The sequence below is a fragment of the Streptomyces eurythermus genome (genome assembly GCF_014649115.1).
GTDB lineage: Bacteria > Actinomycetota > Actinomycetes > Streptomycetales > Streptomycetaceae > Streptomyces > Streptomyces eurythermus.
This window is the reverse complement of record NZ_BMSK01000022.1, coordinates 23091-49736: the sequence shown is the minus strand read 5'-3', so window position 1 is coordinate 49736 and position 26646 is coordinate 23091. Positions and strand designations below refer to the sequence as shown.

General features: G+C 73.1%; 25 protein-coding genes and 1 pseudogene. 17 read left to right on the top strand and 9 right to left on the bottom strand.

Annotation, left to right across the window (positions count from 1 at the left end; genetic code table 11):
* Window positions 1–13: 13 nt before the first annotated feature.
* The 6 genes from glyA to IE251_RS33245 all read left to right on the top strand — a co-directional run bounded on the left by glyA (window position 14) and on the right by IE251_RS33245 (window position 6032).
* Window positions 14–1279: a serine hydroxymethyltransferase gene (glyA, locus tag IE251_RS33270; protein WP_189756671.1), complete on the top strand. Its 1266-nt coding sequence runs from the start codon at window positions 14–16 to the stop codon at window positions 1277–1279.
* Window positions 1280–1383: 104 nt separating this feature from the next.
* A complete protein-coding gene (locus tag IE251_RS33265; protein ID WP_189756670.1) occupies window positions 1384–2751 on the top strand; it encodes an L-serine ammonia-lyase in 1368 nt (455 codons plus the stop codon).
* A 70-nt stretch (window positions 2752–2821) separates the two neighbouring features.
* Window positions 2822–3229 (top strand): hypothetical protein, encoded by a 408-nt coding sequence (locus IE251_RS33260; RefSeq protein ID WP_189756669.1) that lies wholly within the window; start codon window positions 2822–2824, stop codon window positions 3227–3229.
* Window positions 3216–4358, top strand: a complete 1143-nt coding sequence (locus IE251_RS33255; protein ID WP_189756668.1) for a WD40 repeat domain-containing protein — start codon at window positions 3216–3218, stop codon at window positions 4356–4358. Before IE251_RS33260 ends, IE251_RS33255 begins: the two co-directional genes overlap by 14 nt.
* A 53-nt stretch (window positions 4359–4411) precedes the next feature.
* Window positions 4412–5443, top strand: a complete 1032-nt coding sequence (locus IE251_RS33250; protein WP_189756667.1) for a phosphatidylinositol-specific phospholipase C domain-containing protein — start codon at window positions 4412–4414, stop codon at window positions 5441–5443.
* Between the two features lie 37 nt (window positions 5444–5480).
* Window positions 5481–6032: a GH25 family lysozyme gene (locus tag IE251_RS33245; protein WP_189756666.1), complete on the top strand. Its 552-nt coding sequence runs from the start codon at window positions 5481–5483 to the stop codon at window positions 6030–6032.
* A gap of 49 nt (window positions 6033–6081) precedes the next feature.
* Here IE251_RS33245 and IE251_RS33240 read toward each other — a convergent pair whose 3' ends face one another.
* A complete protein-coding gene (locus IE251_RS33240; protein WP_189756665.1) occupies window positions 6082–6744 on the bottom strand; it encodes an NADPH-dependent F420 reductase in 663 nt (220 codons plus the stop codon).
* Between the two features lie 122 nt (window positions 6745–6866).
* On the bottom strand, window positions 6867–7859 hold the full coding sequence (locus tag IE251_RS33235) for a zinc-dependent alcohol dehydrogenase family protein (protein ID WP_189756664.1): 993 nt from the start codon (window positions 7857–7859) through the stop codon (window positions 6867–6869).
* A 105-nt stretch (window positions 7860–7964) separates the two neighbouring features.
* Between IE251_RS33235 and IE251_RS33230 the strand changes: the two genes are divergently transcribed.
* A complete protein-coding gene (locus IE251_RS33230) occupies window positions 7965–8885 on the top strand; it encodes an AraC family transcriptional regulator (RefSeq protein ID WP_189756663.1) in 921 nt (306 codons plus the stop codon).
* A 15-nt stretch (window positions 8886–8900) separates the two neighbouring features.
* Here IE251_RS33230 and IE251_RS33225 read toward each other — a convergent pair whose 3' ends face one another.
* Window positions 8901–9605 carry a FadR/GntR family transcriptional regulator gene (locus tag IE251_RS33225; RefSeq protein WP_189756662.1) on the bottom strand — a complete coding sequence of 235 codons (705 nt, stop codon included), beginning with the start codon at window positions 9603–9605 and terminating at the stop codon, window positions 8901–8903.
* 206 nt (window positions 9606–9811) lie between these two features.
* Here IE251_RS33225 and IE251_RS33220 point away from each other — a divergent pair, with 206 nt between their 5' ends.
* Both IE251_RS33220 and IE251_RS33215 read left to right on the top strand, forming a co-directional pair.
* On the top strand, window positions 9812–11497 hold the full coding sequence (locus IE251_RS33220; protein ID WP_189756661.1) for a 2-isopropylmalate synthase: 1686 nt from the start codon (window positions 9812–9814) through the stop codon (window positions 11495–11497).
* On the top strand, window positions 11494–12282 hold the full coding sequence (locus IE251_RS33215) for an ABC transporter ATP-binding protein (RefSeq protein ID WP_189756660.1): 789 nt from the start codon (window positions 11494–11496) through the stop codon (window positions 12280–12282). The genes IE251_RS33220 and IE251_RS33215 overlap by 4 nt, the downstream gene beginning before the upstream one ends.
* Before the next feature lie 59 nt (window positions 12283–12341).
* Here IE251_RS33215 and IE251_RS33210 read toward each other — a convergent pair whose 3' ends face one another.
* Both IE251_RS33210 and IE251_RS33205 read right to left on the bottom strand, forming a co-directional pair.
* Window positions 12342–12554, bottom strand: a complete 213-nt coding sequence (locus IE251_RS33210; protein ID WP_189756659.1) for an EF-hand domain-containing protein — start codon at window positions 12552–12554, stop codon at window positions 12342–12344.
* Between the two features lie 59 nt (window positions 12555–12613).
* Window positions 12614–13525, bottom strand: coding sequence for a MerR family transcriptional regulator (locus IE251_RS33205; RefSeq protein WP_189756658.1), 912 nt, complete (start codon window positions 13523–13525; stop codon window positions 12614–12616).
* A gap of 52 nt (window positions 13526–13577) precedes the next feature.
* Between IE251_RS33205 and IE251_RS33200 the strand changes: the two genes are divergently transcribed.
* Window positions 13578–14219, top strand: a complete 642-nt coding sequence (locus IE251_RS33200) for a GNAT family N-acetyltransferase (RefSeq protein ID WP_189756657.1) — start codon at window positions 13578–13580, stop codon at window positions 14217–14219.
* Between the two features lie 629 nt (window positions 14220–14848).
* On the opposite strand, the gene IE251_RS33195 is transcribed toward IE251_RS33200, so the two are convergent.
* The 4 genes from IE251_RS33195 to IE251_RS33180 all read right to left on the bottom strand — a co-directional run bounded on the left by IE251_RS33195 (window position 14849) and on the right by IE251_RS33180 (window position 19146).
* Window positions 14849–15457, bottom strand: a complete 609-nt coding sequence (locus tag IE251_RS33195; protein ID WP_189756656.1) for an ATP-binding protein — start codon at window positions 15455–15457, stop codon at window positions 14849–14851.
* 215 nt (window positions 15458–15672) lie between these two features.
* Complete coding sequence (locus IE251_RS33190) at window positions 15673–16440, bottom strand: enoyl-CoA hydratase/isomerase family protein (RefSeq protein WP_189756655.1); 768 nt, start codon at window positions 16438–16440, stop codon at window positions 15673–15675.
* 81 nt (window positions 16441–16521) lie between these two features.
* Window positions 16522–17745, bottom strand: coding sequence for a L,D-transpeptidase (locus IE251_RS33185; protein ID WP_189756654.1), 1224 nt, complete (start codon window positions 17743–17745; stop codon window positions 16522–16524).
* Window positions 17746–17922: 177 nt separating this feature from the next.
* Entirely contained in the window at window positions 17923–19146 is a 1224-nt protein-coding gene (locus IE251_RS33180) for a L,D-transpeptidase (RefSeq protein WP_189756653.1), read from the bottom strand.
* 163 nt (window positions 19147–19309) lie between these two features.
* Here IE251_RS33180 and glgX point away from each other — a divergent pair, with 163 nt between their 5' ends.
* The 7 genes and pseudogenes from glgX (at window position 19310) to IE251_RS33150 (ending at window position 26586) form a co-directional block, all read left to right on the top strand.
* A complete protein-coding gene (glgX, locus tag IE251_RS33175) occupies window positions 19310–21553 on the top strand; it encodes a glycogen debranching protein GlgX (RefSeq protein WP_189756652.1) in 2244 nt (747 codons plus the stop codon).
* A gap of 206 nt (window positions 21554–21759) precedes the next feature.
* Window positions 21760–22266, top strand: a complete 507-nt coding sequence (locus tag IE251_RS33170) for a SigE family RNA polymerase sigma factor (RefSeq protein ID WP_189756651.1) — start codon at window positions 21760–21762, stop codon at window positions 22264–22266.
* Between the two features lie 9 nt (window positions 22267–22275).
* Window positions 22276–22797, top strand: coding sequence for a hypothetical protein (locus tag IE251_RS33165; protein WP_189756650.1), 522 nt, complete (start codon window positions 22276–22278; stop codon window positions 22795–22797).
* A 132-nt stretch (window positions 22798–22929) separates the two neighbouring features.
* Window positions 22930–23676 (top strand): annotated as a pseudogene (locus tag IE251_RS33160) (dolichyl-phosphate beta-glucosyltransferase); the annotation flags it as partial.
* 20 nt (window positions 23677–23696) lie between these two features.
* Window positions 23697–24935, top strand: coding sequence for a putative hexosyltransferase (locus tag IE251_RS33155; protein WP_189756649.1), 1239 nt, complete (start codon window positions 23697–23699; stop codon window positions 24933–24935).
* Window positions 24936–24995: 60 nt separating this feature from the next.
* The gene (locus IE251_RS42210; RefSeq protein ID WP_350969273.1) at window positions 24996–25091 is read left to right on the top strand and encodes a putative leader peptide; all 96 of its coding nucleotides are present in this window, start codon (window positions 24996–24998) and stop codon (window positions 25089–25091) included.
* Between the two features lie 82 nt (window positions 25092–25173).
* Window positions 25174–26586: a sulfatase family protein gene (locus IE251_RS33150; RefSeq protein ID WP_189756648.1), complete on the top strand. Its 1413-nt coding sequence runs from the start codon at window positions 25174–25176 to the stop codon at window positions 26584–26586.
* The last annotated feature ends 60 nt before the right edge of the window (window positions 26587–26646 follow it).

Here is a 26646-nt window from a genome sequence, read left to right as displayed (position 1 = left end):
GAGTCGTAGCCCCATGACTGTCCTGAACACGCCCCTGCACGAGCTGGACCCGGAGATCGCCGCCGCGGTCGACGCCGAGCTGAGCCGCCAGCAGTCGACGCTGGAGATGATCGCCTCCGAGAACTTCGCGCCGCTCGCGGTCATGGAGGCCCAGGGTTCGGTCCTCACCAACAAGTACGCCGAGGGCTACCCGGGCCGTCGTTACTACGGCGGCTGCGAGCACGTCGACGTGGCCGAGCAGATCGCCATCGACCGGGTCAAGGAGCTGTTCGGCGCCGAGTACGCCAATGTGCAGCCCCACTCCGGCGCCTCCGCGAACCAGGCGGCCCTGTTCGCGCTGGCCCAGCCCGGGGACACCATCCTCGGTCTGGACCTGGCGCACGGCGGCCACCTGACCCACGGCATGCGGCTGAACTTCTCCGGCAAGCAGTTCAACGTGGTCGCCTACCACGTGGACGCCGAGTCCGGCCTGGTCGACATGGCCGAGGTGGAGCGGCTCGCCAAGGAGCACCGCCCGAAGGTGATCATCGCGGGCTGGTCGGCGTACCCCCGGCAGCTGGACTTCGCCGAGTTCCGCCGGATCGCCGACGAGACCGGCGCGTACCTGTGGGTCGACATGGCGCACTTCGCCGGCCTGGTCGCCGCCGGTCTGCACCCGAACCCGGTGGAGTACGCCGACGTGGTCACCTCCACGACCCACAAGACGCTCGGCGGCCCGCGCGGCGGCATCATCCTCGCGAAGAAGGACTTCGCGAAGAAGCTGAACTCCTCCGTCTTCCCGGGCTTCCAGGGCGGTCCGCTGGAGCACGTGATCGCGGCCAAGGCGGTGTCCTTCAAGGTCGCGGCGGGCGAGGACTTCAAGGAACGCCAGCGCCGTACGGTGGAGGGTGCCCGCATCCTCGCCGAGCGGCTGACCGCCGCCGATGTGCGCGAGGCCGGGGTGAACGTGCTGTCCGGCGGCACGGACGTGCACCTGATCCTGGTGGACCTGCGCGAGAGCGAGCTGGACGGGCAGCAGGCCGAGGACCGGCTGCACGAGGTCGGCATCACGGTCAACCGCAACGCCGTCCCGAACGACCCGCGCCCGCCGATGGTCACCTCGGGTCTGCGCATCGGCACCCCGGCGCTGGCCACGCGCGGTTTCGCGGCCGAGGACTTCGCCGAGGTCGCGGACGTGATCGCCGAGACGCTGAAGCCGTCGTACGACGCCGAGGCGCTCAAGGCGCGCGTCAAGGCGCTCGCCGACAAGCACCCGCTGTACCCGGGTCTGAGCAAGTAAGTCACGTTTCGCGGGGCACCGCGCACACTGGGAGTACCGGCGTGCGCGGTGCCCGCGCCCCTGTACCGACCCTTTCGCACCACCCCCGTATTGAGGAGTCCTCCGTGGCCATCTCGGTCTTCGACCTGTTCTCGATCGGCATCGGCCCGTCCAGCTCCCACACGGTCGGCCCGATGCGCGCGGCGCGCATGTTCGCCCGCCGGCTGCGCAACGAGGACCTGCTCGGCTCCGTCGCCTCCCTGCGCTGCGAGCTGTACGGCTCGCTCGGCGCGACCGGCCACGGCCACGGCACCCCGAAGGCGGTGCTGCTGGGCCTGGAGGGCGCCTCGCCGCGCACGGTGGACGTGGAGACGGCCGACGAGCGGGTGGACAAGATCCGGCAGGCGGGCCGGATAGCGCTGCTCGGCGAGCACGAGATCCCGTTCTCCTACGACGACGACCTGGTCCTGCACCGCCGCAAGGCGCTGCCGTACCACGCGAACGGCATGACCCTGTGGGCGTACGACGCCTCGGGCGCCGAGCTGCTGACGAAGACGTACTACTCGGTCGGCGGCGGTTTCGTGGTGGACGAGGACGCGGTGGGCGCGGACCGGATCGTGCTGGACGACACGGTCCTGAAGTACCCGTTCCGCACGGGTGACGAGCTGCTGCGCCTGACGAAGGAGACGGGCCTGTCGATCTCCTCGCTGATGCTGGAGAACGAGCGGGCCTGGCGCACCGAGGAGGAGATCCGCGCGGGCCTGCTGGAGATCTGGCGGGTGATGCGCGAGTGCGTCCAGCGCGGCATGTCCCGCGAGGGCATCCTCCCCGGCGGACTGAAGGTGCGCCGCCGCGCGGCCGTCTCGGCCCGCCAGCTGCGCGCCGAGGGCGACCCGCTGGCGCACGCCATGGAGTGGATCACGCTCTACGCCATGGCGGTGAACGAGGAGAACGCGGCCGGCGGCCGGGTGGTGACGGCCCCCACCAACGGCGCGGCCGGCATCATCCCGGCGGTCCTGCACTACTACATCAACTTCGTGCCGGGCGCGGACGAGGACGGCGTGGTCCGCTTCCTGCTCGCCGCCGGCGCGATCGGCATGCTCTTCAAGGAGAACGCCTCCATCTCCGGCGCCGAGGTCGGCTGCCAGGGCGAGGTGGGCTCCGCCTGCTCCATGGCGGCGGGCGCGCTCGCCGAGGTGCTCGGCGGCTCCCCCGAGCAGGTGGAGAACGCGGCCGAGATCGGCATGGAGCACAACCTGGGCCTGACCTGCGACCCGGTCGGCGGCCTGGTCCAGATCCCGTGCATCGAGCGCAACGGCATGGCCGCGGTGAAGGCGGTCACGGCCGCGAAGATGGCGATGCGCGGCGACGGCTCCCACAAGGTGTCCCTGGACAAGGTCATCAAGACCATGAAGGACACCGGCGCCGACATGAGCGTGAAGTACAAGGAAACGGCCCGGGGCGGCCTGGCGGTGAACATCATCGAGTGCTGAACCGGTACGATTTCCGACCACACCGTCACAAATAGCTTTTTTCGCGTCACTCATCGCTACCATCGGTGGCGTGATCGACCTGTACCCCGCGCTGTGGGGACTGCTCGGCAGCAGTGTGGCCGAAGCGCTCAACCTCTCGGCGCTGATGCGTCCCACGGGTCCGCGCAGCCGGTGGCGTTGGCCCTGGCGCACCCGCGCCGACCGGCCGGTGATGCTGGTGGCCATCGGGCTGCGGCTGTTCGCCGGGTTCGGTCTCACTGCGGCGCTGGGGAACTCCGGTCAGCTGCCGAACGCGACCGCCGCGTTCGCCGTGGGGGTGACCACGCCGCTGGTCGTGGCGAAGTTCTTCCAGGCGATCCCGATCACCGGCGCGGGCGCGGGTCAGCAGCCCGAGCCCCCGCTGCCCACCGCCCGGCAGGCCGGCGCGGATGCCGAAGAGGCGCTGTCGCAGCCGAGGGGGTCCAGTGCTGCGAGCTGACAGCGCGCTCGGCCGTTTGGTGCTGGCGCTGGCCGTACGCCCTGCCGACTTTCCGCCGGTGCGGCACGCGGGCCCCGGCATGCGGCTGATCGCCGCCCTGGGGACGCGCCCGGTGCCGGTGGCGGCGGCGCCGGTGCCGGCCCGGCACCGGCCGGGGTGGCGGGGCCGGTGGTTCCCGGGGCTGCTCACCGCCTGGCTGATCGCCCTGACGTGCCTGACGGCCGCCGCGGTGCTGCCCGGCCCCTGGCGGGGGGTGGCGCCGGGGCAGGTCCGGGCGCCCGGCCCGGAGCACTGGAGCCTGACCGCCGCCGGCCGGCTCGGTCCGCGCGGGCGGGCCGAGGCGCTGGCGTTCACCCCGGACGGCCGGCTGCTGGTGACGGTCACCCGGTCCTCGGCCAGCACCTGGGACGTGGCGGATCCCGGACATCCCGAGCGGGTCCCGGTCCCGCCGGGCGTGCGCCGGGTGACGGCCGTCACGACGAGTCCGGACGGCCGCACGCTGGTGGCGGCCGGAGGGGCCGACGTGCGGGCGCTCGCCGTCGGCTCGGGGGTGACCCGGTGGTCCGTCGACGGTGCCCCGATGGAGGTGAAGGCGGTGGCGGCGGGCCGGGACCGGGTCGTCTTCGCCGACTCGGGCACGACCGGCTCCGCCCGGCTGGCGGAGCTGCGCCTGGACGCGGGACGGCCGCTGCGGCTGACCACCCTGAGCCGGCTGCGCCAGGCGGTCGCCGCCGCCCAGTTCTCCGCCGACGGCCGCACCCTCGCCGTCGCCGGCGCCGAGGGGTCGGTGCGGTTGTGGGACGTGTCGGATCCCCGGCACCCCGAGGCGGCGGGTCCCGCCTTCGGCGGCCCAAAGGGGCGCACGACCTCGCTCGCCTTCAGTCCCGACGCCCGGCTGCTGGCGACCGTCGACTCCGCGCGGACCGTGCGGCTGTGGGACGTCACCGACCGCGCGCGTCCCCGCCCGCTGGGCCGTCCGCTCGGTGACCGGACCGAGCGCGTCACCGCGCTCGCCTTCAGTCCGGACGCCCGCCTGGTGGCCACCGTCGGGGCCGACGGGACGGCCAGCCTGTGGTGGCGCTCGCCGGGTACGGAGGCCGATGTTCCCCCAGGGGCTACCACGCGGTAACCGATCAGCCCTAGGCTGCCGCCAACTCGGCGTCGGCGAAAGGGAGTTCGGACATGCGTGGGGTGAGAGGGATGGTGGCGCTCGCGGGGGCCGCCGCGGTACTGGCGGCGGCGCCGGTGAACGCCCAGGCGGCGTCACCGAAGTTCTCCCAGACGACGGCCATCGGCACGCACAACGCGTACGAGAAGGACAAGTACCCGTACTTGGCACAGGCGCTGGACTCCGGGGCCTCGCTGCTGGAGCTGGACGTGTACGTCGACAGCATCAGCCACCGCTGGCGGGTCAGCCACAGCAACCCGCTGGGCAACGACAACAACTGCGAGGCCGCCAAGACGCCGAGCGAGCTGTACAGCAAGAGCCGTAACCAGGACCTCGGCAGCTGTCTGGACAACATGGCCGCCTGGAACCGGCTCCACCCCGACCATCCGCCGATCGTCGTCAAGGTGGAGATGAAGGTCGGCTTCAACGACAAGGCGGGCATGGGCCCGGACGAGTTCGACACGCTCGTCGCACAGAAGCTGGGCGGCGATGTCTACAAACCGGCGGATCTGCTCGGCGGCACGTACGCCACGCTGGACGCGGCGGCGAAGGCCGACGCCTGGCCGGCCCGGGACTCGCTGAAGGGCAAGTTCCTCTTCGATCTGATCCCCGGCACGGTGGAGCAGGCCAACCCGTTCGACAGCTACTGGACGGACGAGGAGTACGGCGACCACCTGCGCGACCTGTCCGCGGCCGGGAACATCTCCGCTGCCCAGGCCTTCCCCGCGGTGTTGGGCGCCGAGAACGGCGACCCGCGCACCAGCCGCTACGACGCCTCGATCCGCCCCTGGTTCGTCTTCTTCGACGGTGACGCGGCGACCTACGTCAACAACGGCTACGACACGTCGTTCTACTCCGCGAACCACTACATCCTGATCGCCACCGACGCCCACAACGTGTCCCCGGCGATCTCCTCCACCGACCCCACGGACGCCGAAGTCGCCGCCCGGCTGGCACTGTTGGCCAAGGGCCATGCCAGCCTGATCACTTCGGACTGGTCGGCGAAGTCCGCGTCCGTACTCGGTTCGGTGACGACCCGGGGCTGAATGTTCCGGCCACGGGCGCACCGGGCACAACCCCTGCATGCTCCATGGCATCGACGTCAGCGCCTTCCAGTCCTCCTATGCCACGGACGGCCTCTCCTTCGTCTTCATCAAGGCGACGGAGGGCCGTTCGTACGTCAATCCCAGGCTCGCGGCCCAGACCAAGCGGGGGCGCGACGCGGGCCTGGTCGTCGGCTTCTACCACTTCCTGTGGCCGGGCCACATCACCGCCCAGGCCGAGTACTTCCTGCGGCACGCCCCCGACCGCCCCGGCGACGTCCTCGCCGTCGACTGGGAGAACACCGGTGAGGGGACCCACGCGAGCAACGCGGAGAAGGACCGCTTCATCCGCAAGCTGAAGGAGATGCGGCCGGACAACCGGGTCGTGCTCTACTGCAACCGCCACTTCTGGCTGAACATCGACACCACGTCCCACGCCGGGGACGGGCTGTGGATCGCCGACTACGTCGCCGCGGGCAAGCCCCGGATCAAGGCCAAGTGGCGGTTCCACCAGTACACCAGCGAGCCCCACGACAAGAACGTGGCCCATTTCGCGGACAGGGACGACCTGCGCGACTGGGCCACGCCCTAGCTGCCGGGCGGCGGGCTTTCCCGGTACCTCCCGGTACCGCTGGTACCTCTCAGTACCGGAAGTCCGCCGGGCGCTCCGGGGACGCCTTCCGCAGCGCCTCCCGTACCGCGTCCACGCCGGCCCGCAGGCCGTAGACCGGGGTGTTCGGCTGCTGGCGCCAGGAGTCGTCGATGCCGCCGGCGTCGACCGTGTCGAAGCCGAGTTCGTCGATCAGGGCGCGCACCTTCGCCTTGGCGGCCTCGTCGTCCCCGGCGACGGGCAGCGCCATGCGGTCGGGGTGACCGGCGGGCAGCGGGCGCTCCAGGATGTCCTGGGCGTAGGTGCCGTTGAACGCCTTGATCACGGGGTGGCCGAGGTGCTGCCCGACCCAGCGGCTCTCGGTCAGGCCCCCGTCCTCGATGGCGTCGATCCGGCCGTCGCGCCGCTTGGGGTAGTAGTTGTTCGTGTCGATCACCGCGACCCCCTCGGCCGCCCCGTCCAGCAGACCCGCGGGCAGGTCGGGGACCGCCTTCAGGGGGACGGTGACGATGACGACCTCGGCGCCCTCGGCCGCGTCCTCGGCGCGCACCGGGGTGGCGCCGGTCTCCTGCGCCAGGTCCTTCAGCGTCTCGGGGCCGCGGGAATTGGCGACGGAGACGTCGTGGCCGAGGGCGGCGAGCCGCCGGGTGAGGTTGCCGCCGATGTTTCCCGCGCCGATGATGCCGATCTTCATGGCCGGCCTTCCGCCTATTGATGCACGTGCATGCTTCTGTCGTCCCGGTCAACCGCGCGGGCGGCCCACCTATTCCGGCAGCCGGCCCCCGGGGGGCGTCGACTGCCGGACCATCGGGTGTCTCAGACCCGTACGACGATCTTGCCCGTGTGGGTGTTGGAATCCATCAGCCGGTGGGCGTCCGCCATGCGCTCCAGGCCGTCGAAGACCTCCCCGATCACCGGGCGGAGGGAGCCGTCGGCCAGGCCCGAGGCGAGGTAGTGGACGGCGCGGTCGCGGCCTTCCGGGGTGCCGGTGAGGGCGAGGTTGCTGTAGCCGTGGACGGTCAGCGGCCACTGCATGGGCAGTTCCGTGGGGCGTTCGGACAGCCAGCCGTAGCTGATCAGCAGGGCGTCCTCGGCCGCCGCCGCGCCCAGTTCCCGCAGGTAGGGGCCGCCGATCGCGTCCAGGACGAGGTCGGCACCCCGGCCGCCGGTCAGCCGCCGGGTCTCCTTGGTGACCTCCTCGCTCCCGGTCACGATGACGTGCTCGGCGCCGAGGTCGAGCAGCGCCTGCCGCTTGGCCTCGGTGCGGGTGGTGGCGATCGGCACCGCCCCGGCCCGCCGGGCCACCTGGATCGCGGCGGTGCCGACGCCGCTGGACGCCCCGGTGATCAGCACCCGCCGGCCGGCCGCCAGCCGGCCCCGCTCGACCAGGGCGCCGTAGGCCGTGGTGTAGGTGAGCCAGACGGCCGCGGCGGTGACCGCGTCGAGGCCGGCCGGGCGGGGCACCAGAGCGGACTGCGGCAGCAGCACGTGGTCGCCGTACACGCCGTGGGCGCAGAGGTGGAAGTTGGCCGCCGACAGCACGAGGTCGCCCGGGGCGAACGCGGTCACCTCCGCCCCGGCCGCCGTCACCACGCCGGCCGCCTCGTAGCCGTTGCGGGAGCCGGGCAGCGTCGGCTGGTAGAAGTACGTGCCGGAACGGAGCATCGCCTCGGCGCGGTTGAGGCCGAGCGCCTCGACGCGCACCAGGACCTCGTCCGGGCCGGGATCGGGCAGGACGGTCTCCTCGACGGTGAAGACGTCGGGGCCGCCGATTTCGTGAAACAGCACTGAACGCGCAGTAGTTGGCATGTCGTCGACGCTACGGCGGCCTGTGGAGACGTTCCATGTCCCTCGGTCTCGGTTTTCTGTCCGATCGTCTTTCCCCGGTGGACCGCCGACGGCTAGGGTCGCCGCATGGACGTGCTGAGCGATGTCGTCGCCGCCATGCGCACCGGCCGGCCGCACTCCGCGCGCCGCTACAAGTACGCGCCCTGGGGACTGCGCTGGGGCGACTCCGACCAGGCCGGGTTCCATGTGATCCTGCGCGGCTCGGCCTGGCTGCTCCCCCGGGACGCCGAGCCGGTGGCGCTGGCGCCGGGCGATGTCGTCTTCCTCGCGCACGGGCAGGGGCACGGGCTGGCGAGCGGTCTCGACGTGCCGCTGCGGGACGCGCGGCTGCTGCCCGACGGCACCTGGGACGGTCCGCCCGAGCCGGCGAGCGAGGGCTGCCCGGACACCATCACCCTGTGCGGGACGTACCACCTGGACCGGGACCGCTCGCACCGGCTGCTGGCGGAGCTGCCCGAGGTGGTGCACCTGCCCGCCCGGGTGGGCGGGCACCGCTCGCTGCGGGCGGCGGTGGAACTGCTCGGGATGGAGCTGGAGGAGCAGCGGCCGGGCACCGACGCGATCGTCACCTCCCTGCTGGACACCCTGCTGCTGTACATCCTGCGGGCCTGGTGGGAGAGCGAACACGCGGCGGGCCGGGCCCGGGGCTGGGCGGCGGCGCTGGCCGACCCGGCGGTCGCGGCGGCGCTGCGCGCGATCCACGCCGACCCGGCCCGCCCCTGGACGGTGGCCCGGCTGGGCGTGGAAGGCGGGCTTTCCCGGGCGGCGTTCGCCCGCAGGTTCACGGAGCTGGTGGGCGAGCCGCCGCTGACGTATCTGACCTGGTGGCGGATGACCACGGCGGACCGGCTGCTGCGCGGCGAGGGCCTGTCCCTGCGCGAGGTCGCCGAACGGACCGGCTATACCTCGGAGTTCGCCTTCGCCAAGGCGTTCAAGCGGGAGTTCGGGGTGTCCCCGGGCCGGTACCGCCGGGCGGCGGCGGGGTGAGCCGGCCCGTACCGGCTACGGATGTTCCTCGCACCCCGCCCGCAACAGGGCGAGCGTCGACTCCAGTTCCGTCTGCAGGATGGCCGCCGCCGTCTCCGGGTCGCCGGCGACGACGGCCTCGACCAGGCCCGTGTGGGTGTGGTCCCCGGTGCCGGGGTCGGTCTCGCGGAGGCTGGTGAGGTCCAGGACGGCGATCAGGCCCTCGCGCAGGACGGGGACGAACTCGGTGAACAGGTCGGACAGGACCGGGTTGTGGGCGGCGGTGACCACGGCCGCGTGCAGGGCGATGTCGGCCTCCACGAAGGCCGTGTCGTCGGCGGTGGCGGCCGCGCGGCGGCCCTGCACCGCGGCCCGCAGCGCGGTGATGTCCTCGGGGGTGCGGCGGCGGGCGGCGAGCCGGGCGGCCTGGACCTCGACGCCCATGCGGACCTCGTACACGTCGGTGACCGCGGCCCGGCGCAGCCGGGCCGGCCAGTCCTCGGCGGGCTCGGTGGCGGTGACGAAGACGCCGGCGCCGTGCCGGGCCCGGACCAGCCCCGCGCCGGCGAGGGCGCGCAGGGCCTCGCGGACCGTGGAGCGGCCCACCCCCAGCTCCTTGGCCAGCGTGGTCTCCCCTGGCAGCTTGCCGCCGACCGGCCAGTGTCCGGCGGCGATCTGTTCGCGCAGGCGCTGCGCCGCCTGTTCGACCAACGGGCTGGGCCGGAGGGCACCGAGCGGCATCGACGTCACCAACTTGTCCGGGGGGTAGGGGGCTTGCGCATCGATTCTCACTTGTCTGAGGAGCTGAGGAGTCGCTAGCGTACCCCGCATGTTCCGCGGTCTGCTTCTTCTCGGCTGCCGCGGCGGGGTCTGACGCGACCGGCGCCCCGCCGCGGGGCTCCGCGCTGCCGGTCACCGTCCGACCGAGCCGAAGGCCACAGCCGACGATGACCACCGCACCTCCCGTCTGGAATCCGCAGCGGCCCAGCCGCATGCCGTACCACCGCTACCGCCCCTACCAGGACCGTGTACACGTCCCCGCCGGGGACCGCCGCTGGCCCTCCGCCCGTGTCGAGCGCGCCCCGCTGTGGGTCCCCGTCGACCTGCGCGACGGCAACCAGGCGCTCGCCGAACCGATGGACACCCCCCGCAAGCGCCGCTTCTTCGATCTGCTGGTGGCGCGGGGCTTCAAGGAGATCGAGGTCGGCTACCCCTCCGCGAGCCGCACGGACTTCGACTTCGTACGGCACCTCGTGACGGAGGGGGCCGTACCGGACGATGTGACGCCCGTGGTGTTCACGCCCGCCCGGACCGACCTGATCGACCGGACCTTCGACGCGATCGCCGGGCTGCCCCGGGCGGTCGTGCACCTGTACATCGCGACCTCGCCGGTGTGGCGGGACGTGGTGCTCGGGCGGGGCCGGGACGAGGTGTGGCGGACGGTGCGGGAGGCGGCCGGGCACATGGCCCGGCGGGCCGGCGACACCCCCGGCGTCCGCTTCCAGTTCTCCCCCGAGACCTTCAACCTCACCGAGCCCGACTTCGTGCTCGAACTGTGCGACGGGCTCACGGAGTTGTGGGACGCGAGCCCTGACCGGCCGGTGATCCACAATCTGCCGGCCACGGTGGAGATCGCCACCCCGAACGTCTACGCCGACCAGATCGAGTACATCCACCGCAACCTGTCCCGCCGAACGTCCGTCATCCTCTCCGTCCATCCGCACAACGACCGCGGTACTGGGGTGGCCTGCGCCGAACTCGCCGTGCTGGCCGGGGCGCAGCGGGTGGAGGGCTGCCTCTTCGGCAACGGCGAGCGCACCGGCAACGTCGACCTGGTGACCCTCGCCCTCAACCTCTACGCCCAGGGCGTCGACCCCATGGTGGACTTCGGCGACATCGACGCCGTACGGGAGACGGTGGAGCACTGCAACCGGCTGCCCGTGCACCCCCGGCACCCGTACGCCGGCGAGCTGGTCCACACCGCCTTCTCCGGCACCCACCAGGACGCCATCAGCAAGGGGCTGGCCCACCACGCCCGGCGGGCGGCCGAGGCGGGGCTGAGCGAGCGGGAGGCGCCGTGGGAGGTGCCGTACCTGCCCGTCGACCCGGCCGACCTCGGGCGGTCCTACGAGGCGGTGATCCGCGTCAACTCCCAGTCCGGCAAGGGCGGGATGGCGTATCTGCTGAACCGGTACGCGGGGATCGACCTGCCGCCGGACATGCGGCCGGAGTTCGCGCGGATCGTGCAGGAGGCGACGGACGACAGCGGGCGGGAGGCCACGCCCAAGGAGCTGTACGAGCTGTTCCGGACGGCCTACCTGAGCGAGGGCGCGGTACGGCTGCACGCCTGGACCGCGCACGAGGAGGCACCCGGCGTCCACCGCTTCGTGGGCACGCTGGAGGCCGGCGGCCGCGTCGGCGACCACGAGGGCACCGGCGCCGGTGTGGCGACCGCGTTCGCCGACGCGCTGGCAGGGGCCGGTGTGACGGTGGAGATCCTGGACTTCGCCCAGGGCCCGGCGGCGGCCTTCGCCCGGTGCCGGGTCGACGGGGTCACGGCGTGGGGCGCGGGCACGGGACCGTCGGCCACGGTGCGGGCGGTGCTGTCCGCGGTGAACCGGGCGGTGCGGTGAGGGAGGTACTGCGCGCCGAGGACGTCCATGTCGTCCGGGACGGGCGGCCCCTGCTCCAGGAGGTGTCGCTGACCGTGCGGGCCGGTGAGCACTGGGCGCTGCTCGGCCCCAACGGAGCGGGCAAGTCCACGCTGCTCGGGCTGCTCGGCGCGGTGGTGCATCCGACCCGGGGCACGGTGGAGGTGCTCGGGCACCGGCTGGGCCGGGTGGATCTGCGGCAGCTGCGGACGCTGGTCGGACATGTCGACCCGCGCCATCCGCTGACCTCGCCGCTGCGGGTACGGGACGTGGTGCTGACCGGGGTGACGAACACGGTCGAGCCGGTTCCCCGGTGGCGGCCGGCCCCCGAACAGCGGGAGCGGGCCGAGGCGTTGCTGGCCACACTCGGACTGGGCGCGCTGCGGGACGCGCGGTGGCCCACGCTGTCGCAGGGGCAGCGCGGCCGGACGCTGATCGCGCGGGCGCTGATGCCCGAACCGCGGCTGCTGCTCCTGGACGAACCGGCGACCGGCCTGGACCTGCCCGGCCGGGAGCTGCTCATCGAGGCCCTGGAGAAGGTGCGGGCGGAGCGTCCGGAGCTGGCGACGGTGCTGGTCACGCACCATCTGGAGGAGTTGCCGGCGAACACCACGCACGCCGTGCTGCTGCGCGGGGGGCGGGTGCTGGCCTCGGGTCCGGTGGGCTCGGTGCTCACCGGCGACCGGGTCGGCGCGTGCTTCGGGCTGCCGCTGACGCTCCAGCGGCACGAGGGCCGCTGGAGCGTGCGGATCAGGCGCACGCGGTGACGGGGTGACGAAGGGGGCGCCTGTTCCGTCCGGGACGGGCACCCCCTGCCGTCCAGTGGTCACTTGTTCAGGTAGGCCCAGAACTCGTCGAACGACAGGACCTTGTCGCCGTCGAGGTCGCGGGACTTGATGATGGCCTCCGCGACCGCCTCGGTGACGTTCCAGTCCCCCTGCTGCGCCAGGGCGGACTTGAACTCCGCGGCGGTGATGTATCCGTCACCATCCGCGTCCATCCGCTGGAACTGCTTGCGTGCTTCCTCGATGTCCGCCACCGATCCGCCCCTTTTGCTCGTGTTTCTTATGCCGTACTGGCGTACTGACGCTGGTCAGATTAACGGCCCGCACGAGCGCGCAGTGCGGCGACCACCCACGCGAAGTCCTCGGCGTGCGGCGGGGCGGGCTGCCGGTTCACCACGGCGAGCAGTTCCCGGTAGCGGGCCACACGCTCGTCGAAGCCGGCCGTCATGCGCTCCAGGACGTCGGCCCGGTCGGCGTCGCCGAACAGGTCGTCCAGCACCTCCTCGGCACCGGGGCCCGTGGGCTCGATGCCGCGCTCCCGGGCCGGAGCCACCAGTTCCACGAGCCGCTTGGCGAACCACAGGGACCGCCCGCCCGGCTCGCCGGGCCGCCGGTCGGCCGCGTTGAACTCGACGGCCCGGCGCATCTGCGCCCGGAACCCCGGGTCCTGGAGCAGCTCGGCCAGCTCCACCCAGGCGTCGACCTCCTCGGGTGTGGGGTCCTCCGCCAGGTCGACGGCGGTGCGCCGGATCCGCTCCTGGATGTCGGGGTCCACGGTGTCCAGTCCGTGCAGCGTCTCCGCCACGAACTCCTCCATGATCCGCTGCCGTTCGGCGGCGGACAGCCGCGCGAGCTTGTTCACGAGTGTCATCTCCTCTGCCTCGGCGCCCCTTCGGGCCACGGTCGACAGCACCGCGCGGGTCACCTTCAGCGCCCGGATCCGCGCGTCCAGCGCCGCCACGTGCGTGGCCGCGACCTCCGCCACGGTCCGCTCACCGGCCAGCACCGTGCGCACCTCCTCCAGGCCGAGCCCGAGTTCGCGCAGGGTGCGGATCAGCTCCAGCCGGGCCGCGCTCGCGGTGTCGTAGAGCCGGTAGCCCCCGGAGGAGCGGGCCGCCGGGGCGAGCACGCCCTCGTCGGACCAGAAGCGGATGGTGCGCACGCTCAGCCCGGTGGCCCCGGCCAGCTCGCCGATGGTGAACAGCCTGGTGCCGTCGTCGTTCATGTCTGGGAGTCTGGGCCTTCCAGTGGGTGGAGACTCAAGGGAGGACGGGGACGTGGAGACTCTGCGGGACATTCTCGACGCGGCGGCGGCGGGCCGCTTCCCGCCGGCGGACGGCGCCACGACGGTGCTGCCGCAGCCCTCGCCCCGGGACGCCGGAGTGCTGTCCTTCACCGCGCACACGGTCGTCTTCACCGACGAGGACCCGGACTGGGTGTACGAGACCCTGCGTTCGGTGGACTCCGACCCGCTGGCCGCGTCGATGAGCCCGCGCTTCCTGACGGCCCTGCTGGACCGGACCGGGCGCACGGCCGAGACGATCGACGCGTTGCTGGTGGGCGACCCGCTGCCGGGCGAGCCGCCGTGCGCGCTGCGCGAGATCGAGCACCCGGAGCATCCCCGGGTCGCCTATGCCCGCCGGCGCCGGGACGGGGTGCGGGCCTGGGCCGCCGACGGCGGGGTGCTGACGCTGGGGCGCGGGGTCGCCGGGCGGCTGGAGGTGTCGGTCGAGGTGGACGCCGGCGCCCGGCACCGGGGGCTGGGGCGGCTGCTGGTGACCGCCGCCCGGCAGCTGGCCGGGGAGCCGCTGTGGGCGCAGGTCGCCCCGGGCAACGCCCGTGCTCTGCGGGTGTTCCAGGCGGCGGGATACCGGCCGGTGGGCGCGGAGCTGCTGCTTCAGCGCGGGGCGCCGGTGTGACCGGGTAGGCCGGGGGTGGGCGGCCCGGCCCACGCGATGGTTCCCTCACGCTGGTCATAAGTCCGAGCGGGCCGTCGCCGGCCTGGACGCGGGCCAATTCGGCACCGGTACGGAGCTCGCGGGCGCTCGGCTCGTCCCCGGCGCCGGGGATCAACGGACGTTGGCTCAGCGCCGGTGCGGAGGGCGCGGGCATTCAGACCGGTGCCGGTGCGAAGGACACGGGGGCTCGGCTCGGCCCCCGTGCGGGGTTCGACGGCATCCGGCTCCACGCCGGTGCGAGGGCCGACGGCGCTCGGCTCCACGCCGGTACGAGGATCGACGGCATCCGGCTCGACGCCAGTACGGGGATCGCGAGCATTCGGCTCAGCGCCGGGGCCCACGGCGTTCGGCTCAGCGCCGGCACCACGGCCGACGGCGTTCGGCTCAGCGCCGGGGCCGGGGATCAACAGCCGTCAGCTCAGCGCCAGCGCGAAGGGCGCGGGCATTCATGCCGGTGCCGGTGCCGGGATCGATGGCAGTCGGCTCGGCGCCGGTGCGGGGTTCGACGGTGTTCGGCTCGGAGCCGTAGCGGCCGGGCAGCCGCGGTGCCTGGCCGTCGGCCCGGGAAGCGGTGCGCTCGCCGTCGGCGGCTACCGGTCGGCGACGCGCATCTCGAACCACGTGGTCTTGCCGCGTGGCAGCAGGTCCACGCCCCACCGGTCGGACAGCTTGTCCACGAGGAACAGTCCGCGTCCGCTGACATCGGTCTCCTGGACCGGCATCAGACAGGGCAGGGCGCGCGAGGGGTCGCGGACCTCCACCCGGATCCAGCCGGGGCGGCGCCGCATGCGCAGGCCGAAGAGTCGGGCGCCGGTGTGCCGTACGGCGTTGCCGACGAGTTCCGACACCAGCAGTACGGCGTCCTCGGCCAGTCGGGGGCTGAGCCGCCAGGTGTCGAGGACCACGACCTGTGCGAGCCGGCGGGCGCTGGCCGCGGATTCCGGGCGGGACGGCAGCGGGACCTCCGCCTCCGTCGGGTCACCGAACAGTTCGATCGCTTTGAGCGCTTGTTCGTCCGTGACCGCGGGCGACCAGCGTGCCGCGGCTGCGCGGCCGTGTCCCCGCGGCTGTTCGTTGCCCTCCAGCCCCGCCATGCCCCCATGATGGCCGTCCGGAGCCGTCTTGGGGGGCGTTCCGAAGGAATACCCCCGCCGGGCATCATCGATCCGGCCCTGGCCGGGAGCATATGCCGGTGGCATGGAAAGGTCCGACAGGGCCCCGCTGACCTGCGGCGACGGCTCACTTTCCGGCAAGCGTCGGACTCCCTCGGCGGCACGGTTCCAGGGCTGCCCCAAGGCTCCCACAAACCGCCCCAACGGGGGACTCGGGAATCAGACAACGCGTCAGCTGACGGCGGCCCGGGCGGGGCCGGCGGAGCGGGACACGCCCGGACCACCGGCCGTTCACCGATCCGTCAGACGAACTTCGCCTTGCCGGGCCCCTCCTCCACGAAGCTGCGCATGCCCCGCTCGCGGTCCTCGGTGGCGAACAGGCCCGCGAACCAGTTCCGTTCCACGGCGAGCCCGGTGTCGATGTCGGTCTCCAGGCCGGTGTCGACCGACTCCTTGGCCGCGCGCAGCGCGATCGCCGGGCCCTTGGCGAGCCGGGCGGCCCAGGCGTGCGCCTGCTCGTACACTTCGGCGGCCGGGACGACCCGGTCCACCAGGCCGATCGCCAGGGCCTCCTCGGCCCCCACCTGACGGCCCGTGAAGATGAGGTCCTTGGCCCGGGAGGGGCCGATCAGCCGGGGCAGCCGCTGGGTGCCGCCGGCGCCCGGGATCAGCCCGAGCAGGATCTCGGGCTGGCCGAGCTTGGCGTTGTCGGCGGCGATGCGGTAGTCCGCGCACAGGGCCAGTTCGCAGCCGCCGCCGAGCGCGTAGCCGGTGACGGCGGCGACGACGGGCTTGGGGATGCGGGCGACGGCGGTGAAGGCGTCCTGGAGGGCACGGGCGCGCCGGATCATCCCGGCGTGGTCCATGTCCTGCATCTCCTTGATGTCCGCGCCCGCCGCGAACACCCGCTCGCCGCCGTAGACGACCACGGCGCGTACCTCGTCCCGGCGGCCGGCGTCTTCGGCCAGTTCCTTCAGCCGGTCCTGGGTGGCGATGTCCAGCGCGTTCATCGGCGGCCGGTCCAGCCGCAGGGTGCCGACGCCTTCGGCGACTTCGAGAGTGACGGTCATGGGGGTCAGGTTAACGGGCACTAACGGGGACGGGCCCGGTGCCGTAGGTCACAGCACCGGGCCCGTCGGGTCGGTCGAAGGTCACTTCTTCCATTCCGCCCAGGACATGTTCCAGCCGTTGAGGCCGTTGTCCGGGGCCACCGTGCGGTCGTGGGAGTTCTTGACGATCACCACGTCACCGACGATCGAGTGGTTGAAGAACCAGGCCGCCGGGACGGAGCTGTCGTAGCCGCCGCGCACGTCGCGCAGGCCCACGCAGCCGTGGCTGGCGTTGTAGTTGCCGAAGGCGCCGCCGCCCCAGTAGTTGCCATGCAGGAAGGTGCCGGAGGTGGTCAGGCGGATGGCGTGCGGGACGTCCTTGATGTCGTACTCGCCGCCGTAGCCGACGGTCTCGCCGTTCATGCGGGTGACGGTGAGCTTCTCGCTCATGACCATCTGGCCGTTCCAGGTGTCGTAGCCGGGCTTGCCGGTGGTGACCGGGATGGTCTTGACGACCTTGCCGTCCTGGGTGACCTTCATCGTGTGCTTGGCCGCGTCCACGATGGAGACCTGGTTGCGGCCGATGGTGAACCTCACGGTCTTGCGCTGCTTGCCGTAGACGCCGTCGCGGCCCTCGACGCCGTCCAGGTAGAGGTCGACGGTGACCTTGGTGCCGGGCTTCCAGTACTTCTCGGGGCGGAAGTCCAGGCGGTCGTTGCCGAACCAGTGGCCCTCGACCTCCACGGCGGGCTCGGTCTTGACGCGGATGGCCTTCTCGACGTCCTCGGGGTGCGTGATGCCCCGGGTGAAGCGTATGGAGAACGGCATGCCGACGCCGACGGTGGAGCCGTCCTCGGGCGTGAAGTAGCCCATGAAGGTGTTCTTCGGGGTCAGCGTGGTGAACGTGGAGTCCTCGGCGGCCCGGCGGCCCGCGGAGTCCTCGGCGACCGCGTGCACCGAGTACTTGGTGCCGGCGGCCAGATGGGTCGACGGCGTCCAGGTCGCGCCGCCCGCGCCGATGGCGCCCTCGACCCTCGTGCCCTTCTCGTCCTTGACGGTGACCTCGGTCAGCTTGCCCTGGGTGACGCCGACCTTGAGGGCACCGCTGGTGTCCACGCCGGTGGCGCCGGCCTTGGGCGCGATGCTCACCGCGGCCGTGGACTGCGCCTCCTTCCCGTCCCCCGCGCCCTTCCCCTTGCCGGAACCGGCCCCGGAGTCTCCGCCTCCGCCGCACGCGGCGAGCGACAGCACCAGGGCCCCGGCTATCAGCACCAGTCCCCTACGGCCCCGCCGCCCCCGAGTCGACGCCCCCGCTACAGGCCGCATGTTCAAGTTGTTCTCCCCTCGCCGGACCAGGTCGTCCCCGGCCCGCTCCCCACCACTTATGTGCGCGCATATTAACTGCCTGGATGCGCGCCGGGCGCGGGGCGAACGTCACCGTTCCGTCGCGATTTTCCCCCGTGACCTGCACCTCGGCCGCCGGGTGCCCCCCCTCACCGGCCGTCACTTCACCGCGGTGCCCGCCGTCCAGTCCTTCCAGTCCATGTTCCAGCCGCCGAGGCCGTTGTCCGGGGCGACCGTCTTGTCCTTGCTGTGGACGACCTCGATGACGTCGCCGACGAGGCTGCGGTCGAAGAACCAGCCCGCCGGGGTGTCCGAACCACCGCCCTTGACGTCCCGCAGGCCGACGCAGCCGTGGCTGACGTTCACCGTCCCGGGGGCGTCCGGGGCCCAGTAGTTGCCGTGCAGGAAGGTGCCGGAGTCGGTGAGCTTCATGGCGTGCGGGACGTCGGGGATGTCGTACTCGCCGCCGAAGCCGACCGTGCGGCTGTTCATGCGGGTGACCTCCAGCATGTCCATCACCACCATCCTGCCGTTGTAGGTGGGGTGTTGGGGGGCGCCCGCGGTGATGGGGACGGTGGCCAGCAGCACCCCGTCGCGCCGCACCTCCATCATGTGCCGGGCCGCGTCGACCACGGAGACCTGGCCGCGGCCGACGGTGAAGGTCACCGTCTTGTCCTGGAGGCCGTACACGCCCCGAGCGCCCTCCACGTCGCGCAGGCCGAGGTCCACGGTGACCTCGGTGCCGGGCTTCCAGTACCGCTCCGGGCGGAAGTCCAGACGGTCCTTGCCGAACCAGTGCGGGCGGATCTCGACCGGCGGCCGGGCGGTGACCTTCACGGCGCGCTCGACGGCGGCCCGGTCGGTGATCTCCCGGCTGAAGGAGAGCGAGACGATCATCCCGGTGCCGACGGTGGCACGGTTCTCCGGGGTGACGTAGGCGATGAACCGTTCGTCGGGGACGTGGGTGGTGAAGGCGGTGTGCCGGGCCGAGCGGTGGCCCCGGGCGTCCAGCGCCACCACGTCGACGGTGTACCGGGCGGCGAGCGCCAGCCGTGCCTCGTCGGGGCGCCAGGTCACCCCGTCGGCGCCGATCCGCCCGGGCACCGGCTCCACCCGCGCGTCCTGCTCCTTGACGACCGTCACCTTCTCCAGGCGCCCGCCGGGCACCTGGATCCGCAGCCGCTCGTCCGGGCGTACGGCCCGGCTCCCGTCGGCGGGGGTCACCCGGATGACGTCCTCGGGGGCCGGGGAATCCCCCCGTGTCCCGCCCATGCCCAGCGGTCCCGGGCCGTCGGCGGAGCAGCCCGCGAGCAGCCCCGCCCATGTCAGTACGGCGGCCAGCGCGGCCCCCGCGCGCCGTGCGCGTCCAGTTGCGTGCCTCACACGGGTCCCAACGACCGGGCACGCCCCGGGGAAACGTGAGTGCGAGCCACCCGCTGGGCAGAACAGAGGGAAGGACGGGCACGACGGGGAGCCGCGGACGCGGGCGGACACCCCGGCGCCCGCGTCCGGGCCACGGACGAGCCGCCGGGAAGAGGGGCCGACAGTGACGAGCGCAGCCGAGCAGCGGGCACCGGCCGGGGAGCCGGCCGCCGGGAGCGGGCAACCGTCGGCGGTGGACGGCGCCCGGCGGCCGGTACCGCCCGCCCCGGTCGTGTGGCCGGGTACGCCCACCCCGCTGGGGGCCCGGTTCCGGACCGGCCCGGACGGGGTGGCCGGCACCAACTTCGCGCTGTGGGCGGCGGGCGCGGAGGCGGTCCGGGTGTGCCTGTTCGACGAGGCCGGGCGGGAGACCCGGATCCCGCTGACCGAGCTGACGCACGAGATATGGCACGGCTTCGTGCCGGGGGTGATGCCCGGGCAGCGGTACGGCTACCGGGTCGACGGCCGCTGGGACCCGTGGACCGGCGCCCGCTGGAACCCGGCCAAGCTGCTGCTCGACCCGTACGCGCGGGCGGTGGACGGCGAGTTCGCGCTGCCGCCGGAGGTGTACGGGCACGTGCGGGACTGGCCGGACCAGTCGGTGGCCGACACCGTGCGCGACGAGCGGGACTCGGCGCCGTACGTCCCGAAGGGGGTCGTCGTGCACGATGACGACGACTGGTCCGACGACCGCCGCCCCAAGACGCCGTGGGCCGACTCGGTGATCTACGAACTGCACGTGCGCGGCTTCACCAAGCTCCACCCGGGCATCCCCGAGGAGCTGCGCGGCACCTACGCGGGGCTCGCCCACCCGGCCGCGGTCGAGCACCTGGTGAGGCTGGGCGTCACGGCCGTGGAGCTGCTGCCGGTGCACCAGTTCGCGCACGAGGACCACCTGCTGCGCCGGGGCCTGACCAACTACTGGGGCTACAACTCCATCGGCTACTTCGCCCCGCACGCCGGCTACGCCGCCTCCGGCACGACGGGCGGTCAGGTCGGCGAGTTCAAGCGGATGGTGCGCGCGCTGCACGCGGCCGGCATCGAGGTCATCCTCGACGTGGTCTACAACCACACCGCGGAGGCGGGCGAACTGGGCCCGACGCTGTCCCTGAAGGGCATCGACAACCGCGGCTACTACCGGCTCCAGGACGACGCCCGCCGCTACGCCGACTACACCGGCTGCGGCAACACCCTGCACGTCGTCCAGCCGCAGGTGCTGCGGCTGATCACCGACTCGCTGCGCTACTGGGTGACCGAGATGGGCGTGGACGGCTTCCGCTTCGACCTGGCGGCGGCGCTGGCCCGCTCCATGCACGACGTCGACATGCTCTCGCCGTTCCTGGCGGTGATCGCCCAGGACCCGGTGCTGCGCCGGGTGAAGCTGATCGCCGAACCCTGGGACATCGGCTCCGGCGGCTACCAGGTGGGCGCCTTCCCGCCGCTGTGGACCGAGTGGAACGACCGCTACCGCAACGCCGTGCGGGACTTCTGGCGGGGCGCGCTGCCCGACGTACGGGAGATGGGCTACCGGCTGTCCGGCTCCAGCGACCTGTACGCCTGGGGCGGCCGGCGCCCCTACGCCTCGGTCAACTTCGTCACCGCGCACGACGGCTTCACCCTGCGCGACCTGGTGTCGTACCAGACCAAGCACAACGAGGCCAACGGCGAGGACAACCGGGACGGCACCGACGACAACCGCTCCTGGAACTGCGGGGCGGAGGGCGAGAGCGACGACGAGGGCGTACGGGCGCTGCGCCGCCGGCAGCTGCGCAACCTGCTCACCACCCTGCTGCTGTCCACCGGCGTGCCCATGCTGGTCGCGGGCGACGAGTTCGGCCGCACCCAGCGCGGCAACAACAACGCCTACTGCCAGGACAACGAGATCGGCTGGGTGGACTGGTCGCTGCTCGAGGAGCCCGGCTGGCGGGCCCTGTCGGAGCTGACCGCGCGGCTGATCGCGCTGCGCCACCGGCACCCGGTGCTGCGCCGGCGGGCCTTCTTCTCCGGCCGCGCGCAGACCGCGGACGGACTGCGGGACCTGGCCTGGTTCACCCCGCGGGGCACGGAGATGACCGAGGGCGACTGGTACGCGCCCGCCTCCACGCTCGCCATGTATCTGTCCGGGCGGGACATCCCGGGCCGGGACGAGCGGGGCGCGCCGGTGGTCGACGACAGCTTCCTCGCCGTGCTGCACGCGGGCGGACGGCCCACCGGGTTCGTGCTGCCGGGGCCGCCGTGGGCGGACCGGTACGAGGTGGTCGTGGACACCTCGGCGGAGGAGCAGGCCGGCGCGCCGGGCACCGTCCACCGGGCGGGCACGCGGATCACGGTGCCGGAACGGACGGTCCTGCTGCTGCGGGTCGCGTGAGCCGGGCCGACCACTCCGTGGCATTGCGGGGCGCCTGAGCCGTCCCGAGGGCACGGTTCCGAGCCGGTCAGGGGCCTGTGTGACACTGCGCGGGGCCTGTGTGCCGGCTGTGCGTGACGCGGATCACGCCCGTCGAGTGCAGCGCGGGCGGGGGTCCAGGGCCTTTCTCCTGGTGTGGACAGCCGGCGAGAACGGGGACCGTGGGGATGGAGCAGGCCAGGGCCGGTGAGTACGACGCGTTCGTGGCGGCCCGCTGGTCGGTGTTGTTCCATCTGGCCCGTCTGCTCACCGGGGGCGACCGGCACCGGGCCGAGGACCTGTTGCAGGAGTCCTTGGTCAAGCTGTGGTTCGTCTGGCCGAAGGTCGCCGACGAGGCACCGGAGGCCTATGTGCGCAAGGTGCTCGCGCGGGCCGCGGCCCGCTCGGCCCGCCGTCGCTGGTGGGGCGAGCGGCCCGTGGAGGAGCTGCCGGAGACGGCGGCGGCCGGGGACCTGTCGGCGACCGTCGCCGAACGGTCCCGGTTGGAGGCGGCGCTCGCCGAACTGCCCCCGCGCCAGCGGGCCGCCGTGGTGCTGCGCTACTACCAGGACCTGCCCGACCGGCAGGTCGCCGAGGCGCTGGGCTGCCCGGTGGGCACGGCCCGGTCCCACGCCGCGCGCGGGGTGGCCCGGCTGCGCCGGCTGCTGGCCGACGTCATCGAGCCGGTGGGGTGAGGAAGAAACATGGACCACTTCGAACGGCGGCTGGCCGGGCTGCTGCGGCAGGACCCGGAGCCGGTGCCCTTCGAGCCCCGGCACCGGGAGGCGCTGCGCGCCGGGGTGCGCGCCCGGCGCCGGGCGCGCGCGGCGCGCCGGGCCGCCGGCTATGTGCTGGCGGGGGCCGGGCTCGGCCTGGCGCTGACGCTGTGGCCGCACGGCCCCACCGACGACCGCCCGGCCGCGCCGCCGCGGCCCGCGTCCAGTCCGGCGCCGACGCCGACCACGACGCCGGCACCCGGTGCCTCGGTGTCCGAGCCGCCGTCGCGGTCACCGGACCACACGCCGTCCTCGCCGTCCATGACGCCGACGGACACCGCCGACTCCGCGCCCCCGGAAGACACCTCGAGCACTTCCCTGCCGCCCACGGCCACCCACGAGCCGCAGTTCGCCACGGCCACCGGCCGGGACCACGGCGGTACCACGCCACCGGCCACCACGCCCGTGACCGAGCCCGCCGGAACACCGTCGGCGACGGCCACCGGCTAGCCCTCGACCCTCCGCCCGCCCCGGTGTGCCCCCGGCACACCCGACCGACCAGAGACAAACGGGGTTCATGTGACGCACATCCGATCCAGCCGGCCGAGCCGGCAGCCCGCCGGCAAGCCGGCCTTCCGCCGGATACCCCGGCCCGCCCCGCTGCCGGCGGCCCACGAGGCCGCCGAGCCGGTCCTGGACGTGGCCGTGCCGGTGTACAACGAGGAGAAGGACCTCGAGCCCAACGTCCGGCGGCTGCACACACATCTGCGGGACACCTTCCCCTATCCGTTCCGGATCACCATCGCCGACAACGCCAGCACCGACGGAACCCCGGACATCGCCGCCCGGCTGGCCGCCGAACTGGACGAGGTGACCTCGCTGCGGCTGCCGGAGAAGGGCCGGGGCCGGGCCCTGCGGGCCGCCTGGTCCGGGTCCCGGGCGCCCGTGCTGGCCTACCTCGACGTGGACCTGTCCACCGGGCTGGCCGCGCTGCTGCCGCTGGTCGCCCCGCTGATCTCGGGCCACTCCGACCTGGCGATCGGCACCCGGCTGGCACCGGGGTCGCGGGTGGTGCGCGGCACCAAGCGCGAGGTCATCTCCCGCTGCTACAACGTCCTGCTGCGCTGCACGCTCGCAGTGGGCTTCTCCGACGCCCAGTGCGGTTTCAAGGCGGTCCGGCGCGAGACGGCCGAGCGGCTGCTGCCGCTGGTGCGGGACGGGGAGTGGTTCTTCGACACCGAGCTGCTGGTGCTCGCCGAGCGGGCGGGCCTCAGGATCCACGAGGTGCCGGTGGACTGGGTCGACGACCCGGACAGCAGCGTGGACCTGGTCGCCACCGCGCTGGCGGACCTGCGCGGGATCGTCCGGATGCGGCGCACCCTGGCCCGCCGCCCGGGGCCGGTGGTCCGGTGACCGCGACCCTGCCCGGCATAGGGACGCCGGACACCGAGGCCGCGCCGGACTCCCGGCTGCGGGCCGCCGCCCGCCGCCACGGCCCGGTCCTCGCCCTGTTCGGCACCCTGAAGCTGGCCGGCTTCTGCTCCTTCATGTACCTGCTGTCCTCCACCGGGGACTACCGCACCAAGCACCCCCGGTTCGGCGGCGGCGCGCACGCCTGGGACGTGCTGGCCACCTGGGACGGCTGGTGGTACCAGCAGATCGCGCTGCACGGCTACGACCCGAAGCTGGTCCCGGTCCCGGGCGCCACAGGCCTCATCACGCTGGAGGGCAACTCGGCGGCGTTCTTCCCGCTCTACCCGGCGCTGATGCGGGGGACCTCGTCGGTCACCGGCCTCGGCTCCTACGGCGCCGGGCTGCTGGTCTCCATCGTCGCCTCCTTCGCCGCCGCCCTCGGCATCTACGCCGTCGCCGAGCGGTTCGGCGGCCGGCGCGCCGGGCTCGCGGCGGCCGGGCTGTGGGCGGTGTGGCCGGGCTCGGGCGTGGAGTGGGCGGTCTACTCCGACTCCCTGTACGTGGCCCTGGCGGCCTGGGCCTGCCATGCCGTGCTCGCCCGGCGCTGGCTCACCGCCGGGGTGCTCACCTTCGCGGCCGGGCTGAACCGGCCCACCGCCGGCGCGCTCATCGCCGCGCTCTGCGTGTCCGCGCTGCTGTCCCTGCGCCGCCGGGAGGACGGGGTGCTGCGCCCGGTGCTGGCCATGGCCCTGGCCCCGCTCGGGCTCCTCGGCTATCTGCTGTGGGTCGGCAACCGCATGGGCGACCTGGGCGGCTACTTCAAGCTCCAGTCGGGTGCCTGGGCGCACAGCTTCGACTACGGCAAGCAGACCCTGGACGTGCTGACGTCCGTGCCCGTCGGCAAGTTCGACTACCTCTTCGCCTACCCGTTCACGGACGTCATCTCGGTCGGCGTCATCCTGCTGGTCTGCGCGCTGCTGCCGCTGCTGCTGCGGCTGCGCCCGCCGGCGGTGCTGGTCCTGTACACCGTGATCACACTGGTCCTGGTCCTCGGCAGCCAGCAGATCGTCGCCAACATCTCCCGCTATCTGCTGCCCTGCTTCCCGCTGTTCGTGCCGCTCGCGGTCGCGCTGCGCCGGCTGAGCCTGTCGGTGCTGTGCACGCTGCTGGGCATCGCGGCGCTGGCCTCCGGCTCGTACGCCGGGTACGCCCTGTTCGAGCTGGGGGTGCCGTGATCCCGCCTGCCGGACGGTGTCTTGACGGCGCGCGCGCCTTCCTGGCACCGTCCTGTGATCATGAGGCCTGCCACGGAACACACCTACGCGCGCATCGCGCTCGTGGCACGGCGGCATGTGGATCTGTGCCGGCAGTCCAGCGCCCTGTGTCGCTGACCCGCACCCTCGTTCCCCTTCTTCTTCCCTCCTTCCCCCCGCCGTGCCCCGTCCCGGGGCACGGCCGTTTCGAGGATCCCGCATGTCCGACATGTCCCGCCGTGCCTTCGGCGGTCTGCTCGGCGGCGGCGCGGTCTCCACTGTCACCGGTGCCGCGTCGCCCGCCCAGGCCGCCCCCGCCGAACACCCCTTCCGCTCCCGCGCCGCCGCCGCTCCCGGGCCCCGCCCCAACTTCCTGGTCATCCTCGGTGACGACCTGGGCTGGGCCGACCTCTCCGCGTACGGCGCACCGCACATCAAGACCCCGAACCTGGACCGGCTGGCCCGCCAGGGCGTGCGCTTCACCGACGCCTACTCCGGCTCGGCGACCTGCTCGCCGACCCGCTTCAGCCTCTACACCGGCCGCTACCCGGGCCGTACCGAGGGCGGCCTCGCCGAACCGGTGGCGGACCGGTCCCAGGGCCTGGACCCGAACCACCCCACGCTCGCCTCCCTGCTGAAGAAGGCCGGCTACGACACGGCCCTCATCGGCAAGTGGCACTGCGGCTGGCTGCCCGACTACAGCCCCACCAAGTCCGGCTGGGACGAGTTCTTCGGCAACTTCGGCGGGGTCCTCGAGTACTTCTCCAAGCTGGGCCAGCTCGGCGACTACGACCTGTACGAGGGCGACGCCGAGTACCGCGACCTGCGCTACTACACCACCGTGCTGACCGAGCGGGCCGTCGAGTACGTCGGCCGCAGGCACCGCCGGCCCTGGCTGCTCAACCTCAACTTCACCACCCCGCACTGGCCGTGGCTGGCCGAGGGCGACGCGGAGACCGGCGCGGAGATCGCCGCGCGGGTCCGGGCGGCGAGGACACCGGCGCAGGCCACGGCGGCCCTCAACCACCGTGACGGGGGCTCGGTCGCCAAGTACACCGAGATGGTGCAGAGCCTGGACGCGGCCGTCGGCGAGGTGCTGGCCGCGCTGCGCCGCTCCGGGCAGGAGGAGAACACGCTGGTGCTGTTCGCCAGCGACAACGGCGGTGAGCGCTGGTCGTACCAGTGGCCGCTGAGCGGTCAGAAGGCCGGTCTCCAGGAGGGCGGCATCCGGGTGCCGGCCATCCTGCGCTGGCCGGCCCGGATCGACGGCCACCAGGTCAGCCACGAGCCGAACTTCTCCCCCGACTGGACCGCGACCCTGCTGGAACTCGGCGGCGCCCGCCCCGACCCCGCCCACCCCCTGGACGGCACCAGCCTCGCGGGCTACCTGCTGCGCGGCGAACCCCTGCCCGAACGCGACCTGTTCTGGCGGGTGCGGGGCAACCGGGCGCTGCGCCGGGGCGGCTGGAAGTACTACCAGGACGCCACCGGCACCGACCACCTCTACCACCTGGCCGCCGACCTGCGCGAACAGGCCGACCTGGCCTCCGACCGCCCGGACCTGCTGGCGGAGCTGAAGAAGGCGTGGGAGGAGATAGCACGGGGGCTGCTGCCGTATCCCACCGGCTCCTGACGGCCGCCCTTTCCGACCCCCGGAAAGCAAAGGGGAATCCCGGGACCGGGGCTGGAAAGG